Annotated in this window: 13 protein-coding genes and 1 pseudogene; 7 read left to right on the top strand and 7 right to left on the bottom strand. The window is 45.8% G+C overall.

The features are described from left to right. The first annotated feature begins 100 nt into the window (after positions 1-100). The 3 genes and pseudogenes from NSU16_RS01405 (at position 101) to NSU16_RS01415 (ending at position 2,894) form a co-directional block, all read left to right on the top strand. Positions 101-1,441: an erythromycin esterase family protein gene (locus tag NSU16_RS01405; protein WP_326196096.1), complete on the top strand. Its 1,341-nt coding sequence runs from the start codon at positions 101-103 to the stop codon at positions 1,439-1,441. A 113-nt stretch (positions 1,442-1,554) separates the two neighbouring features. Continuing rightward, positions 1,555-1,659, top strand: a pseudogene (locus tag NSU16_RS01410) (AraC family transcriptional regulator); the annotation flags it as partial. 266 nt (positions 1,660-1,925) lie between these two features. Continuing rightward, complete coding sequence (locus NSU16_RS01415) at positions 1,926-2,894, top strand: rhodanese-related sulfurtransferase (protein ID WP_339191900.1); 969 nt, start codon at positions 1,926-1,928, stop codon at positions 2,892-2,894. Between the two features lie 38 nt (positions 2,895-2,932). On the opposite strand, the gene gltP is transcribed toward NSU16_RS01415, so the two are convergent. From gltP to nagB, 3 genes are all read right to left on the bottom strand, one after another. After that, positions 2,933-4,177, bottom strand: coding sequence for a glutamate-aspartate/proton symporter GltP (gltP, locus tag NSU16_RS01420; protein ID WP_101860214.1), 1,245 nt, complete (start codon positions 4,175-4,177; stop codon positions 2,933-2,935). 139 nt (positions 4,178-4,316) lie between these two features. After that, entirely contained in the window at positions 4,317-6,212 is a 1,896-nt protein-coding gene (gene ptsG / locus NSU16_RS01425) for a glucose-specific PTS transporter subunit IIBC (RefSeq protein ID WP_339191901.1), read from the bottom strand. Positions 6,213-6,224: 12 nt separating this feature from the next. Then, the gene (gene nagB / locus NSU16_RS01430; RefSeq protein WP_229149612.1) at positions 6,225-6,983 is read right to left on the bottom strand and encodes a glucosamine-6-phosphate deaminase; all 759 of its coding nucleotides are present in this window, start codon (positions 6,981-6,983) and stop codon (positions 6,225-6,227) included. Between the two features lie 218 nt (positions 6,984-7,201). Here nagB and gamR point away from each other — a divergent pair, with 218 nt between their 5' ends. From gamR to NSU16_RS01445, 3 genes are all read left to right on the top strand, one after another. After that, on the top strand, positions 7,202-7,909 hold the full coding sequence (gene gamR / locus NSU16_RS01435; RefSeq protein WP_010332873.1) for a transcriptional regulator GamR: 708 nt from the start codon (positions 7,202-7,204) through the stop codon (positions 7,907-7,909). Positions 7,910-7,969: 60 nt separating this feature from the next. Further along, positions 7,970-8,245 (top strand): DUF1648 domain-containing protein, encoded by a 276-nt coding sequence (locus NSU16_RS01440; RefSeq protein ID WP_168746841.1) that lies wholly within the window; start codon positions 7,970-7,972, stop codon positions 8,243-8,245. Positions 8,246-8,479: 234 nt separating this feature from the next. Beyond that, entirely contained in the window at positions 8,480-9,547 is a 1,068-nt protein-coding gene (locus NSU16_RS01445) for a branched-chain amino acid aminotransferase (RefSeq protein ID WP_168746842.1), read from the top strand. Between the two features lie 35 nt (positions 9,548-9,582). Here the strand turns inward: NSU16_RS01445 and mmuP are convergent, their stop codons facing one another. The 4 genes from mmuP to NSU16_RS01465 form a co-directional block, all read right to left on the bottom strand. Continuing rightward, a complete protein-coding gene (mmuP, locus tag NSU16_RS01450; RefSeq protein WP_268448892.1) occupies positions 9,583-10,995 on the bottom strand; it encodes an S-methylmethionine permease in 1,413 nt (470 codons plus the stop codon). 122 nt (positions 10,996-11,117) lie between these two features. Further along, a complete protein-coding gene (gene mmuM / locus NSU16_RS01455; protein WP_339191902.1) occupies positions 11,118-12,065 on the bottom strand; it encodes a homocysteine S-methyltransferase in 948 nt (315 codons plus the stop codon). Between the two features lie 130 nt (positions 12,066-12,195). Further along, complete coding sequence (locus NSU16_RS01460) at positions 12,196-13,632, bottom strand: alanine/glycine:cation symporter family protein (protein WP_024120080.1); 1,437 nt, start codon at positions 13,630-13,632, stop codon at positions 12,196-12,198. Between the two features lie 21 nt (positions 13,633-13,653). Then, positions 13,654-14,637, bottom strand: a complete 984-nt coding sequence (locus tag NSU16_RS01465; RefSeq protein WP_286059114.1) for a glutaminase — start codon at positions 14,635-14,637, stop codon at positions 13,654-13,656. Between the two features lie 301 nt (positions 14,638-14,938). Between NSU16_RS01465 and NSU16_RS01470 the strand changes: the two genes are divergently transcribed. After that, positions 14,939-16,171, top strand: coding sequence for a sensor histidine kinase (locus NSU16_RS01470; protein WP_339191903.1), 1,233 nt, complete (start codon positions 14,939-14,941; stop codon positions 16,169-16,171). Positions 16,172-16,176 lie beyond the last annotated feature (5 nt).

The raw sequence follows: 16,176 nt of genomic DNA on the forward strand, positions 1-16,176 counted from the left end.
GCTTCTATCAGTAGAAGCTTTTTTTTATAACTGAAAAGGAAACTTTTTCTATATCTATCTCGTAACTACTAGGGAACCTAACAGAAAAGGGGAGATAGATTTGAAACGTAAGTTAATAAAAATGACTTTGCCGCTGCTGATCGTCTGTCTGGCGTTTTCTTCTTTTGCGGTGCCCGCCCGTGCTGCTTCTGAAGAAAAACATTGGGATCGCTGGATTGAACGGAATGCCCATCCACTGGATTCTTCCAATGCTTCAAACAAAGATCTGCGATTTCTGAAGAAAGTGCTGAAAGGAAAACGAATCGTTCAGTTAGGAGAAACCACACATGGTTCAGGTGAGATGAACGCAACAAAGGTCCGCATGATCAAATACCTCCACGAAGAACTGGGATATGATGTACTGGCCTTTGAGTCTGGCTTTCCCGAAGCAAATGCATCCTACCTTCACATGGATCAATTAACCCCGAAGAGCATAATGAAAAATTCCATTTACCCCGTATGGCACACAGAAGATGTGATTGAACTGTTTGATTATATGAAAGAGCAAAAAGAGAAAGGCGATCCGCTTATTCTCACTGGATTTGATATTCAAAGCCTCAAAAATTCATTCGACAGTGCTGCGAATCAATGGGTAAAGGCGGTGGACCCTGAAAAAGCCGAGCTGCTTTCCCAATCAGAACATGATTTTTTCAGCTTAGTGTCAAACAGCAAAACGCTGGAAGAATTTACGCAAAAGAAGGATGCGCTTGTGAAAAACTACCGGGAGCTGATCAAGTTCGCTGAAACACATGCTTCAACGCTAAAAGCGCATCTTCCGAAAGAGCCGAAAGCTTATGAGATCTTTGTGCATTCCCTTCAGCTGAGAATTGACGTAATGGAAACATACATGCTGGAAGAAATGAAAGAAAAGCTATTGGAGTATCCGGAGAATGTGGAGGATTTTTCATTCTTTATGAGAGACCGCATGATGGCTGAACAATTTCAGTGGGTTGCGGAAACGCTTTATCCAAAAGAGAAGATCATTGTCTGGGGTCACAATTACCATCTTCGCAAACAGAATACCAAAATGATAAAGGACTGGGTACAGCTAAACGGACCTAACATGGGTGATTATTTGCCTGAGCGGCTGAAAAAACAGACCTATACCATTGGAATCTATGCGTACTCTGGAGCCAGTCTGGATAGCTCCGATAATAAGACCGTTAATCCAGTAACAAGTCCGCCGCCGGCTGGAAGTCTCGAAGACTTGCTGAAAGCTGCGAACCATCCATCGGTCTTTGTTGATTTTCTTCATACCAAAAAAAGCAAAGGAACTTCATGGATGTATACGCCGCGTACAGCGCTGTATTGGGGTTTCATGGAGGAGCAAATGATATTGAAGGAACAATATGACGGTGTGATTTGGCTGGAGCATATAACGCCTTCTGTTATTATAAAGTGAGAAAAGAAGATCCCCTGTGTAAACACACAGGGGATTTTTAATATCGCAAACATAATCAAAACATGTAAGGCGGGATCTATTATTCTGAAACAGAAAGGAGATTAAATTGTCCCATGTATTATGAAAAAGCTGTTCAGCAAACCATTGATTGGCTTGAATCCCATTTGCATGAGCCGATATCTGGCAAGGATATTGTAAACGTTTCAGGCTTTTCTAAACGAAGAGCTTTTAGATGAGCCTGTTAATTTATCGTTTGAGGAAGAATTATAAGTGTAGTTATCTGAAAAATACATGGTGTATTTATTAGTAAATGAATGGAAAATACTATAGTTTTTCCGCGAACCCACTCGCTGCCTGGGTTTGTAAGAGTTTGGATATTTTTATCAGTCTGGGCGGATGTGTTCATCTTTGAGATGTTTTCCTGTATGATATAGTAAGAGTGTGCATAACAACTAACTATATCATTGAACAGGGTGTTTATATCATGGAAAAACAATACAGAGTATTACTTTACTATAAATATGTTCCGATTGAAGAGCCGGAGGTGTTTAGAGAGCAGCATCTGGCTTTTTGTAAGGAGCTTGGTTTGTTAGGCCGTATTCTTGTGTCAGCTGAAGGGATTAACGGTACGGTATCAGGTACATTTGAGCAGACTGAACAATATATGCAAGCGATGAAAGCTGATCCACGATTTGCGGATATGGTGTTCAAGATTGATGAAGAAGAAAATCATGCGTTCAAGAAAATGTTCGTCCGTCATAAAAAAGAGCTTGTGACGCTTCGCCTTGAGGATGATGTGGATCCGAACGAAACAACAGGAAAGCATTTGAAGCCTAAAGAATTCTTAGAAAAGATGCAGGATCCTGATACAGTCGTCCTCGATGCGCGTAATGATTATGAGTATGATCTCGGCCATTTTAGAGGAGCTGTCCGTCCTGATATCGAAGCGTTCCGTGAATTGCCAGAGTGGATCGAAGAAAATAAAGAGATGCTGGAAGGCAAAAAGATTTTGACATACTGCACGGGCGGCGTGCGCTGTGAAAAATTCTCAGGCTGGCTGATGAAGCAAGGCTTTGAAGATGTATCACAGCTTGACGGCGGAATCGTCACATACGGAAAAGATCCTGAGGTGCAAGGAAAGCTTTGGGACGGCCAATGCTACGTATTCGATGAAAGAATCAGCGTGCCGGTCAACCGTGTCGAGCATGTCATTGTCGGAAAAGACTACTTTACGGGTGAACCGTGTGAACGGTATGTCAACTGTGCAAATCCATCATGCAATAAGAAAATCATATGTACACCGGAAAATGAGTACAAATATATGCGCAGCTGCAGCCACGAATGCCGCACGAACCCAAGAAACTTATATGCACAAGAACACAATATGACGGCGGAAGAAGTTAGCGCCAGACTTGCAGCGATTGAAAAAGAAGAGCACGCTGCTGCTGAATAATATGGAAAGAACACCTCTCATGCAGAGGTGTTCTTTTTTTACATGCTTTCCGTTTGTCCGTTTGCGGCGGCCCATTCTTTTTGGCGGAAGGCCTTTTCCCATTTAGAAACCACGATGCAGGCGACCGCGTGTCCCGGCACATTCACACCAGTTCGGGCCATATCCATGATGCGGTCCACGCCTGCAATAATCGCGACGCCTTCGGCAGGCAGCCCCACAGCGTTTGCAGTCGCCAAAAGAACGACAAGGGAGCCCGACGGAACAGCGGCGATGCCTTTGCTGGTCATGACAAGCACAAGCATCATGAGAAGCTGCTGTGACAGCGTCATGTCTACATTGAAGGCCTGCGCCAAGAAAATGCAGGAAACCGATAAGTATAGGCTTGATCCGTCACAATTCAGCGATAAGCCGGAGGGAACGACAAATGATACCACTCGTTTCGGACAGCCGTATTTCTCCATTCGATCCATAAGCTGAGGAAGAATGGTTTCGGTGCTGGTTGTGGAAAACGCAATCAGAAACAGATCCCATATCATTTTCAGTACTTCAAAATACTTAAAGTGAAAAATGAGACCAACAAGCGGAAAGAGGACAAAGAGGATCAGAAACAGACCAAGAAAAACAGTACCGACTAATTTAAACATGGGGAGGAGGAGTTCGATGCCATATTGGCCTACAGAGGCGGCCATCAAGGCAAGCACGCCGATAGGAGCGGTCACCATGACGATTTGCGTCAGTTTAAACATAATCTGAGCGACTGATTCAAAGAAATTCATCACTGGTTCAGAGGCTTTGCCGATACCAGCGGCGGCAACACCGAATAAAATCGCAAAGAAAATGACAGCGAGTAAATCATTTCTGGCCATGACATCAATAATGTTTGTCGGGATAATATCGAGGATCATTTGTTTGATATCCACGACTTTCTCTGTATAGCCGGAAAGCTCATGAATATCTTTTTTCGCTAGGTGAGAAAGATCCAGCCCGACACCTGGTTTTAAGACATTTGCCAATAAAAGTCCCAGGCCCAGCACCAAAGTGGTGATCACTTCAAACCAGATTATGGTCTTTACGCCGAGGCTGCCCATCTTTTTCATACTGCCGCTTCCAGCAGCTCCGATGACAATGGTAGAAAATACAATCGGCACGACAATCATTTTAATCAGGCGGATAAACCCGTCACCGACAGGCCTGAGCGCCATTCCGAAATCAGGAAAAAAGTGGCCGATCACAGCGCCGATAGCCAATGCGATTAAAATTTGAAACGCGATAAATTTTTTCAAATGAATCCCCCTTTAGAATGATATGATGAGGCTTATTCATACCATTCGTGAATCAAATGCAAACCCCTTTTTTAAAAATTTATTTTGACAGCGCTTTCATTATGTTGGCTAAAAAGTCCCCCGCATCAGGGGGACTTTTTTACTTCATGTTCATACGGTTCATCTCTTCCTCAGATACATTGGTGAAAATAATAGGCGTTATGGCGGAAGCGGCATGCTGCTTAATGTCATTCAAATCAAAGGTTAGAAGCAGTTCGCCTTGTTTGACGGTTTGGCCGCTCGTGACATGAGCTTCAAAGCCTTTACCGTTCAGCTTCACCGTATCAATGCCGACATGAATCAATATTTCCGTGCCGCCAGCGCTTGTAAAGCCAATGGCGTGCTTTGTCGGAAATATGGATACAATCTCGCCGTCAGCGGGGGCAACGACTTTTCCTTCTGTGGGATCAATCGCAAAACCCTCACCCATCATTTTTTCTGAAAACACTGGATCAGGCACGTCGGATAGGGAGAGTATTTCTCCCTGTACCGGATAGATAAAAGACTCTTCGGCAGGAGGCTCCTGCTGGGTCGGGGCTTCAGCATCAAGCGTCGCGGCGGCAGCCGGGATGCCTCCAGCCATAATTGTTTTGATATCGTCTTTTAAAGCATCTGACTTTGTGCCGAAAATCGCTTGGAAGTTGTTGTTCACTTCTAGCACACCTACCGCCCCAAGCTGTTTTAGTTCGTCCTTGTCCACTTGGCTTGGCTGATGAACGGTGACACGCAGCCTTGTAATACATGCGTCGAGGTTGGCGATATTTTGCTGGCCGCCCAGCGCCTGCAATACGTGGAAGGCGAGCTGCTCTTTTGAAACAGGAGATTTGGCTTCACTTTGGTCACCTTCATCTGCTTCACGGCCGGGTGTTTTCAGATTCCATTTCAAAATCGCATAACGGAACAAATAGTAATAAATGAAGGCGAAGACGATCCCGACAGGAATGACGACCCAGCCGTTTGTCGAAAGCCCATAATTCAGCACATAGTCAATTCCTCCGCCCGAGAAGGTGTAGCCGTGACGGACATGGAGTAGATCACACACGACAAAGATGACACCGGCAAGAATAGAGTTTATTAAATAAAGCACAGGCGCGACGAACAAGAAAGCAAATTCAACTGGCTCGGTAATTCCAGTGAGCATAGACGTAAGCGCTGCTGAAATCATGACACCGGAAATCATTTTCTTTTTTTCGGGCCGCGCGGTATGGATGATGGCAAGCGCGATTGCCGGCAGACAGAAAATCATGTAAGGGAAATCCCCCATCATAAAACGTCCCGCAGTCGGGTCTCCTGCGAAGAACCTTGTCAGATCGCCGGTTACGGTATTGCCTGTTGATGGATCTGTGTATTCGCCCATCATAAAATAGAAAGGTGTATAAAAAATATGATGCAGTCCAAAAGGAATCAGTAAGCGATAGATTGTTGCATAAAAGAACAGGCCGACCGTTGAATCGGCAATTAAGCTGCTGGCGGCGTTTATTCCGTTCTGAATTAGCGGCCAAACAAATGAGAAAATAACGCCGATGACCAATGAACTGACCGAAGTAATAATCGGGACAAATCGTTTTCCTGAGAAAAATCCAAGGACGGGGTGTAGCTCTATTGATGAAAAACGCTTGTACAAATATGCGGCAAGCAGCCCGATGATAATGCCGCCGAATACCCCCATATCAATCAGATGCTCGGCCCCTTCATAAGGAGGCTGAAGGCCGAGTAATTTTCCCATGTTATCCAGGGTGACGGTTAAAATCAAGTATCCGATGACAGCGGCAAGTCCGGCCACTCCTTCGCCGCCAGCTAAACCAATCGCGACACCCACGGCGAAAATCAGCGGCAGGTTATCGAATACAACGCCGCCCGCATCCTTTATAATAGGAATGTTCAGTAAATCCTTGTCACCGAAACGGAGCAGCAGACCGGCTGCCGGGAGGACGGCAACCGGAGTCATCAAAGCGCGGCCAAGCTGTTGCAGAATTTGAAATGCCTTTTTAAACATAACAGTCTCCTTCTATTTGTTTGATAAGTATGATAAGTTCTTCAGTTTTTGAGCTGCTTTTGGATCAGCGATAACGGTAACGTGATTGTGTTGTTGAAGAATCGAGGCTGGTACCTCCGGTGTCACAGGGCCTTCAGCCATTTTTTGAATCGCGTCCGCTTTTTCCTCGCCATTTGCTAATAACACAATGTGTTTGCTGAATTCCATGATCGTTTTGATGCCCATTGAAACGGCAAGTCTCGGCACAAGGACAGGATCGCCGCCGAAAAATCTGGCATTTGCCTGTATCGTGCTTTCAGACAGCCTGACGATTCGTGTCCGCTCCTCAAAATCAGAGCCGGGTTCATTAAAACCAATATGGCCATTCGAGCCGATGCCAAGGATTTGCACATCAATGCCTCCCGCCTGGCGGATAAGCTCCTCATACACTTTGCACTCAGCCTCAAGCTGCGGGTTGTCTCCTTGCGGGATATGAATATGGTCAGGCTGAACATTGATATGCTGAAAAAGATGCTCGTGCATAAATTTGTTATAACTTTGTGGATGAGATGGAGAGAGGCCCGCGTATTCATCTAAATTAAATGTTATAACCTTTGAAAAATCAATTTCGCCTGCCTGATAGTCTGAAATCAGTTGCTTGTACAAGCCGACCGGCGTGCTTCCTGTTGCTAGGCCGAGAACGGCATCTTTCTTAGCCTGCACACATTCCTTAATAATGACAGCGCTTAACTTACAGAGATCTTCATAATGATCAGCAACGATGATCTTCATCTGACACCCCCTCAATGGAATAGACAAGCATCATATTTGTTATGATCAATTTATGATATTTGTCATTACGAATTTAGCACCGTTATCATAAAATTGTCAACGTTATTTTCTGAAAATTTGTTACAAAAGAGAATACAAATCTTTCAAAATAGGAAAGCAGATGGTATTATGGTTTCATTCAAAAAAGATCGGTTTACATACAGAATGGGGAGGATGAAATGGCAGCTTTATATTCTGTTATCAAATTTAAAATCATTGAATTAATCAAGTCGGGCAAGTATCAGGCGAATGATCAGCTGCCGACAGAGAGTGAGTTTTGCGAACAATATGATGTCAGCAGAACAACTGTAAGGCTGGCTTTGCAGCAGCTTGAGCTTGAAGGATATATTCAGAGAATCCAGGGAAAAGGAACTTTTGTATCGGCAGCTAAAATCCAAACGCCGATTCCGCATAAGATTACGAGTTTTGCAGAACAAATGAGGGGGCTGCGTTCTGAGTCAAAAGTGCTTGAACTTGTGGTGATCCCTGCTGACCATTCCATAGCCGAGCTGCTGAAAATGAAAGAGAATGAGCCTGTCAACAAGCTTGTCAGAGTCAGATACGCCGAGGGTGAACCTTTGCAATACCATACCTCATATATACCTTGGAAAGCGGCACCGGGATTGGTGCAGGAAGAGTGCACCGGATCTCTGTTTGAATTATTAAGAACAAAATACAATATCGAAATCAGCAGGGGTACGGAATCGATAGAGCCGATTTTAACGGATGAAACGATCAGCGGACACCTGTTAACCAATGTTGGAGCGCCTGCGTTTTTATCGGAATCCCTCACCTATGATAAAAATGAAGAAGTAGTAGAATATGCTCAAATTATTACAAGAGGAGACCGAACGAAATTCACCGTAGAACAGTCATATCAATCGTAAAGCAATGGGAGATAAAGAACGTTTTATTGTTTTAGGAATGTGATGAGGAGGAATGGTTCTATGTTTCTATTGATGAATGAAAAAGTGGTGTGGGGGTCTGTCATTGCAGCTGTCATACTCTCTATGGTCTTTTATCCATTTCTTCCGGCAGATATGCCAATTCATTATGATGCAACGAACAGCCCGGATTCGACGGTCAATAAGCTGGCTGGAACAGCGATCTTGCCGGCCTTGATGATTGTTTTTGCATTGGCGCGGAAGGTCAACTGGCAGTTAGGGATCGCGGTTTATATTCTGCTGATTTGTCATGCTGTCATTTTGTTTTTAGCAGTTTAACGAAAACAGCCGGAAAAATCTCTGGCTGTTTTTTCTTTAACTTCACCTTCATCTTACACGAAATGTAGTGTATAATAGCCGGAGACGATAGAGAATATTCTGACATTTATAATTGAGCCCTCTTATATCATATGAGAACGGAAAACCGCCTGTAAAAAAGAATGGCATTACCGATCTGCAGCTCAAAATTAACAGAAAATTTAAACAAATTTATCTGGAAAGGTGTGCTAATCAGTGAACAAGCTTATTGAACGAGAGAAAATCACATCAAAGAAGGAAAAACCAGACCCATCATCCTTAGGGTTCGGCAAATATTTTACAGATTATATGTTTGTGATGGATTATGAGGAGGAAAAGGGCTGGCATCATCCTAGACTTACCCCCTATGCACCGATTATGCTCGATCCGTCTTCTTCTGTTTTTCATTACGGCCAGGCTGTCTTTGAAGGCTTGAAGGCATACAGAACTGAAGATGGCAGGGTGCTGCTGTTCAGGCCGGAGCAAAATATCAAAAGGCTGAACAGATCATGTCAGCGAATGAGTATGCCTCCTCTAGACGAAGAGCTGGTGCTGGAGGCACTGACGCAATTGGTCGAGCTGGAAAAAGAGTGGGTCCCAAGGGAAAAGGGAACGTCGCTGTATATTCGTCCGTTTGTTATTGCCACCGAACCGAGTCTCGGTGTAAAGGCGTCAAAAAACTATACATTTATGATCGTGCTTTCGCCTGTCGGCTCTTACTATGGCGATCAGCTGCAGCCGATTAACATCTATGTGGAAGATGAGTTTGTGCGGGCAGTCAATGGCGGAGTCGGAAATGCCAAGACGTCAGGAAATTACGCGGCTAGCCTTCAGGCGCAGCAGAAGGCGAATGAATTAGGCTATGATCAGGTGCTGTGGCTGGATGCCATTGAAAAGAAATACGCGGAAGAGGTAGGGAGCATGAATATCTTTTTCGTCATAAATGGAGAGGTTGTGACTCCTGCATTAAGCGGAAGCATTTTGAGCGGGATTACACGAGCTTCTGCTATTGAGCTGATCCGAAGCTGGGGCATCCCGGTCCGGGAAGAAAAGATATCGATCGATGATATTTATGCAGCCTCCGCACGAGGGGAATTGACAGAGGTATTCGGCACAGGTACGGCTGCAGTTGTTACGCCTGTCGGCGAACTCAATATCCATGGAAGAACGGTGATTGTGAACGACAGGCAAATAGGAGAAATTTCAAAAAAGCTGTATCAAACGATAACCGACATTCAGCTTGGAAAAGTGAAAGATCCGTTTCATTGGACAGTGGAAGTATGAGGATAGAAAAAGAACCTGCCTTGGGGCAGGTTCTTTTATTTTGAATGGGTCATATCGGCGGCCGGACGGCTTTTGCGGTTTTTCGCGTAATACACCGCATAGCAGATGGCCATAAACGGCACACCGCAATATAACGCGATTCTTTGATTTGGATCAAAGGCAATGCCAATTACGGATGCCAGACATAAAAGAAATGCGGCAATCGGCACAAATGGGTACCAAGGCGTTCGGTATTTCAAATCCGTGACCTTGTTTCCCGCTTCCAGATAACGTTTTCTGAACATGAATTGAGAAGCGGCGATGCCCATCCAAACGACAACGACGGCAAAGCCGGAAATCGACACGAGTATAACGTACACCGTGTCTGGCGCAAATACGCTGGACAGTAGTGACAGGATGCCGCCGATCATGCTGAACACCAGCGCGTTTAACGGAATTCCCTTTGGTGTCAGCTTTGCAAATGTTGGGTGAAGCGTCTGTTCTTTTGACAGTGACCAAAGCATACGGGACGATGCGTAAAGTCCGGAATTAGCGGCTGACAGGATGGCTGTCAGAATGACAAAGTTCATGATGTCAGCTGCGTACGGTACACCGACTCTGTCAAAGACTGCAACAAATGGGCTTTTGATAACGCCCGCTTCTTGAATCGGAATCAGCCCTGAGAGTACAAAAATGGTTCCGATAAAGAAAAGTGAGAGACGCCAGACCGTTGTTTTAATCGCTTTTGGTATGGTCTTGTCGGGATCGACGCTTTCTCCCGCGGCAATTCCGATCAGCTCAGTTCCTGAGAAGGCAAAGTTGACAGACAGCATGGTCATGAAAATGGGGACAAATCCATTCGGAAAGAGCCCGCCTTCCGCTGTGAAGTTTGACAGCATCGGAGCAGCGCCCCCGTCTTTGATCGGGATGATGCCGAACATTGCGGAGCCGCCTAAAAGAATAAATAATACGATGGCTAATACTTTAATGCTGGAAAACCAAAACTCTGATTCAGCGAAAAACTTGACCGAAAACGCGTTCAGCAGGAAAATCAACAAAGCAAAAACGGCGCTCCACATCCAAACAGACGTATCGGGGAACCAGCGCTGCATCAACAGGCCTGCCGCTGTGAATTCAGATCCCAATGCAACGGCCCATGTGAGCCAGTACAGCCAAGCGACCGTAAAACCTGTGCCCGGTCCTATGTATGTTGCTGCATAGGTATGAAACGCGCCTGTCACTGGCATGGCTACAGACAATTCGCCAAGGCACAGCATAACCAAATAGACAATTCCCGCGCCGACTAAGTACGCAAGTATGGTTCCGGCAGGGCCTGCCTGCTGAATGGTATAGCCTGAGCTTAAGAACAGACCAGTTCCAATGACGCCTCCTAATGAAAGCATGAAGAGGTGTCTGCTTTTCATACTTCTCTGAAAGTTTGTCTCATTCTTGTTGTGAGCGGGTTTCATCTTTTTCCAACTTTCTATACGGCGATTTGATGTCTTCCTAATAAAAAATCTCATGTCAGCGGGGGACACGAGATTCCGGCAAGCCGGCTTTTAAGTTAGAATATACAAACTATTCCGATAAGTCAAGTGGTTTTTAAAGTCCGGGCCCAGCCGGCGATTTCTTTAATATCCTCCGGTTTTGTCCGGCAGCAGCCGCCGATCAGCTTTGCTCCGTTTTCAAACCAGATGCGCGCGCTTTGTCCGTAAGGCTCGCCGCATGCTGCGCCGTTCCACGTTTTGGTGTCCGGATCATACTGTTCGCCTGAATTCGGATAGACGATAATCGGTTTAGATGTGTTCTTCTTTAACTCAGCTATTAATGAAGAGATATACTGAAGCGGAGTGCAGTTGATGCCGACCGCCGCCGCTTGGCTGTGCTGATCAAGCCATGACGCGCAGTCAGCGGCAGGGGTTCCGTCACTGATATGCAGACCGTCTTTTGCGCTGAAGCTGAACCACGCATATGTGTCAGGAAATTCCTTCAACAGGCTGACAATTGCTTTTGCCTCAGTGAGACATGGAATCGTTTCACATGCCAAGACATCCGCACCGGCATCAATCAGGGCTTTCATGCGGGGGCGGTGAAATTCAGCCAGCTCTTCCTCAGAGATTCCGTAGTTTCCTCGATACTCGGAGCCATCCGCAAGATAGGCGCCATACGGGCCGACAGAGGCCGCAACGATCGGTTTTTGCCGATTCAAACGGTTTTCTTTCTGTGCCCAAAATTCATCACGGGCTTCGGTCGCGATGCTGACGGACATCTGGATAAGCCGGCGGGCTTCCGCTTCGCTGAGCCCGCGTGCGGCAAAGCCTTCAAACGTAGACTGATAGCTGGCGGTGATCGCACAGTTGGCGCCTGCAGCGAAGTAATCGGCATGAACTTGTTTGATCAGCTCCGGCTGCTCCATCAGGATTTTTGCCGACCAGAGACTGTCATTCAAGTCGCAGCCTTTGCGTTCAAGCTCGGTTGCCATCGCGCCGTCTAACACGATAAGCGGGTATGTATCTAATAGATGCTGAATTGGATTCATAGGCTGTTCGGATCCTTCTTTCTGATTTTTTGAAATGATATGAAAATGGTATAGGACGTCTTAACGTTTGTCAATCAACCGAAAGACAAAGGTGTTCAGATTCCATTGATCTGAACACCTTCTGCATGCATTACGATATTTGTTTGTTATGAGGATCAGCAGAAGTTTCTGAAAGCTCCCAGCATTCAATCCGCTCATGATCTTTTATGACATCTTTATAAAAAACAGGGTCTTTGCCCGCTTTTTTCTGCCGGGTATAGTCCTGGAGAGCCGCAAAAACCACCTTCGATAATAAGAAAATGGCGATTAAGTTGACGACGACCATCAAGCCCATAAACAAATCGGCCAAATCCCATACAAGCTGCACCTTGGCCACACAGCCAAACACGATCATTGCAAGCACGCCGATGCGATAGACGAATATCAGTTTTTTGCTTTTGTTCAAAAAGCCGATATTGGTTTCGCCGTAATAATAGTTGCCGATCAAGGCACAGAATCCGAATAAGAGGATCAGGATGGCGAGAAAGCCTGATGCCCATGGCCCGATATGGGAGCTGAGAGAGGCTTGAGTTAAGGCGATTCCGCTCAGTCCCGGGGTATGATAGGCGTCTGAAAACAGGATGATAAAGGCCGTGCTTGTACAAATGACTAGCGTATCAGTAAGCACACCAAATGCCTGGATCAGCCCTTGTTTTACAGGATGGCTTGTCGTCGCGGTGGCAGCGGCATTCGGTGCGCTTCCCATTCCCGCTTCGTTTGAAAAAATCCCCCGTCTGACACCCTGCATTAAAGCCGCTCCCAAAGCGCCGCCGGCCGCCTGGTCAAATCCAAACGCGTTTTTGACAATTAGCGCAAAAACGGCAGGTAGCTGGGTGATGTTTGTGAGAATCACGAAAAAAGCGACTCCGATATACAGGACAGCCAAAACAACAACAATATATTCAGCCAGTTTTGCGATGCGTTTGACTCCGCCAAAGATAATTGTTCCAAACACAGCAATTAAAATGAGTCCAAGTGTCAGGCGGTTTGTGCCGAACGCGTTTTCAAACGCGAGACTGACCGTATTTGATTGAACCGAGTTAAAGACAATACCGAACGACAGCGTGATTAAAACGGCGAACAAGGCGCCCATCCATCTTTTGTTCAGTCCTTTTTCCATATAATAAGCAGGACCGCCGCGGAAGCCGTTTGCATCTTTCACCTTATAAATTTGAGCCAGTGTACTTTCGACAAAGCTTGACGCTGACCCGATAATGGCAATAATCCACATCCAGAAAATCGCACCGGGCCCGCCCAGCGCAATCGCAATGGCAATACCCGTAATGTTTCCGGTGCCGACACGGGCTGCCATGCTGATACAAAACGCTTGAAACGGAGAGATGCTGTTTTTAGAGCGGGATGCAGCGCCTTCCTTTAACACCCTGACCATTTCCTTCAGCATGCGAACCTGTAAAAATTTAAGCCTGAACGTAAAATAGATTCCCAGAGAAAGAAGCAATACAATTAATAGCTTTGACCACAAAAAATCATTTGCGAAACCGACGATATGTTCCAGGAATTGCTGCATACAATCACCTCGTTTTTTATTTTAAAAAATGCTGAGTTCCCACTCCTGTGCGATGTGCTTCAGCAGCATGCCGCCAGTCAGGCTGTTGCCGTATTCATCAATGGCAGGCCCGTAAATGCCGATACCGCATCCGTTTTGGAAAGGCTGCTCTCTTCTGGCGCTTGGGGGAACCAGCGCCATGATGCCGCCAGAGACACCGCTTTTGGCCGGCACCCCGACAAATGCCGCATATTTGCCGGAGGCGTTGTACATGCCGCATGTCAGCATTAAAGCCTTGGCGAGCTTTGCTACATCTTTCGGGATCACCTGCTGGCGGTGAATCGGGTGATAACCGTCATGAGCAAGGATCAGGCCGATCAATGCAATGTCTTCTGTCGTGCCTTCCATGGCGCATTGCTTCAGGTACACCTCGAGCGTTTCTTCCACATCGGCTTCTAAAAAGTTTGTCTCTTTTAAGTAGTAGGCCAGTGCCCTGTTGCGGTGGGCCGTTTCCCATTCAGACCGGAAAACTTCCTCATGTATTCTGGGCCGTTTCCCTATTAATGTTTCAATGACAGAGTACAGATACTCCAGCCTATCGCGGGCTGTCTCTCCCGGAAGAAGCGAGGCAATTGTAATGGCGCCCGCGTTAATCATGGGGTTAAACGGTTTTCCGGGCTTGTGCATTTCGAGACGGATGATGGAATTAAAGGCGTCACCTGTCGGCTCGACATCGACACGGTCAAGCACATAGGGAATGCCGCGGCTTATACACGCAGCGATAAAGCTGATGACTTTTGAAATGCTTTGCAGGGTAAAAGGGACGTTCCAATCGCCGGCATGTATCATTGCTCCATTAGGCTCCAATATACAAATGCCGAGCTGTGAGTCATTGACATTTCCTAACGCGGGGATATAATTTGCGCTTTGTCCATTGGCGGCAAAGGGGCGGTAATGTTCTACCCATTCATACAGCTGCGACGCCAGATTCTTTTCTTCCGGGCGTTCTTTTATCAGTTCTTTCATCAAATTCCTCCTATCTGTTTTAGCTATTTGGGACTGAGGCGGAGTATAATCGAAGACAGACGAGGCGTTAAACGCTTTCATGAGTGCGGAAAGGTATCATAACTGTATAATAGAGACTACAGAATCATACAAAATACGACAAAAAATTTTCGAAAATAAGCCGTTGGTTTTATAAAAAGCTTACATACTGGGTCGAAAGAAATTTGCAGGTTTTTTGTCCTTTCCTCAAAATAAAAATGAGGATGTGATCATAATTAAACTGGAACGTTTTTTTGAGAAAGACGCATATATACTGGCGCTCATGCTGATTACTGTGCCGCTTGCAGGTGAACTGAAATTTTATCCCCTCAATGAAGAGTTCCGAATCAGCTTCGGCGCGCCGGCTTTTTTCTTTTTCTTAGTGCTGCTGCGGCATGTGTCCGCTGTATTGCCGGGGTTTTTGACTGGAACATCGGTTTTCGTATTTCGTGTCTTATTGGAATTATGGGACGGAAGACACGCTGGACTGATTCCAATCCTGTATGATCAAGCGTCAGGCTTTTTCTTTTACATGACGTTTGCATGTCTGTTTTACGTGTTGCGGGCGAACCGCTATCGTGATCGGCCGGTTATGCTCGGTTTTTACGGATTTATGATTGAAATTGCTTCCGATAGCGTCGAGCTGGTCGTTCAGTTTCTTATTTTTCATACAGTGGTGACGCCTGAAAAAATAACGGATATCGCGGTCGTTGCGATTTCTCATACATTTATTGTGATCAGCTTTTTTAACGTGCTGAAACTGTATGAAACGCAGTCCAGAGAAAAGCAGACAAGGCGGCAAAATGAGCACATGCTGATGATCGTGTCGAATTTATATGAAGAAACAGTGCATTTAAAAAAGACGCTGAAAACGACAGAGCATGTGACAAACGAATCCTATCAGCTCTACCGGGAAGTAAAGGGCAAGGACGATCAGCTCGGCGGCAGGATCTTAAGGCTGGCCGGGGAAATTCATGAAGTGAAAAAGGACAACCAGAGGATATTCGCCGGGCTTTCGAAACTGATTTCCAATGAAAGTTTTAAAGATTATATGAATGCCTCGGATCTTTTCCGGCTTGTTATTCGAATGAATGAAAAGTACGCTGAATCATTAGGCAAACAGATCAATTTTCATTGTTCAATAGAGGGGGAGCACGATGATTATCATGTATTTATCGTTCTTTCTATCATTAATAATTTGACGGCAAACGCGGTGGAGGCAATGGGGGATGAGGGAACGGTCAGCCTGAGGCTCCGAAAGCCAGATGAGAGTATGATAGTATTTCAGGTGGAAGACAATGGTCCCGGCATTTCGGAGAAAATAGGAGATATTGTGTTTGATCCGGGCTTTACCTCAACGTATGACGAGTTTGGCACGCCTTCAACCGGAATTGGGCTTTCCTACGTCAAGGAAATCGTGACAGAGCTTGAGGGAAACATTAAGTTTCACAACCAGCAGCAAGGAGTGGTCTTTACCATCAGGCTGCCTGCCAGGCATTTGATTCAGAAAGGATGAACAGA

Origin of the sequence: Bacillus sp. FSL K6-1003, from assembly GCF_037964945.1 — a bacterium.
GTDB lineage: Bacteria > Bacillota > Bacilli > Bacillales > Bacillaceae > Bacillus > Bacillus mojavensis.

What these genes read in the sequence shown, in the direction of transcription:
- NSU16_RS01465 (WP_286059114.1), bottom strand. Translation starts at nt 14,637, where the DNA reads ATGAAAGAACTGATAAAAGAACGCCCGGAAGAAAAGAATCTGGCGTCG.
- NSU16_RS01470 (WP_339191903.1), top strand. Translation starts at nt 14,939, where the DNA reads ATGCTGATTACTGTGCCGCTTGCAGGTGAACTGAAATTTTATCCCCTC.
- mmuM (WP_339191902.1), bottom strand. Translation starts at nt 12,065, where the DNA reads ATGAATCCAATTCAGCATCTATTAGATACATACCCGCTTATCGTGTTA.
- mmuP (WP_268448892.1), bottom strand. Translation starts at nt 10,995, where the DNA reads ATGAAACCCGCTCACAACAAGAATGAGACAAACTTTCAGAGAAGTATG.
- gamR (WP_010332873.1), top strand. Translation starts at nt 7,202, where the DNA reads ATGGCAGCTTTATATTCTGTTATCAAATTTAAAATCATTGAATTAATC.
- NSU16_RS01440 (WP_168746841.1), top strand. Translation starts at nt 7,970, where the DNA reads ATGTTTCTATTGATGAATGAAAAAGTGGTGTGGGGGTCTGTCATTGCA.
- NSU16_RS01415 (WP_339191900.1), top strand. Translation starts at nt 1,926, where the DNA reads ATGGAAAAACAATACAGAGTATTACTTTACTATAAATATGTTCCGATT.
- NSU16_RS01460 (WP_024120080.1), bottom strand. Translation starts at nt 13,632, where the DNA reads ATGCAGCAATTCCTGGAACATATCGTCGGTTTCGCAAATGATTTTTTG.
- ptsG (WP_339191901.1), bottom strand. Translation starts at nt 6,212, where the DNA reads ATGTTTAAAAAGGCATTTCAAATTCTGCAACAGCTTGGCCGCGCTTTG.
- nagB (WP_229149612.1), bottom strand. Translation starts at nt 6,983, where the DNA reads ATGAAGATCATCGTTGCTGATCATTATGAAGATCTCTGTAAGTTAAGC.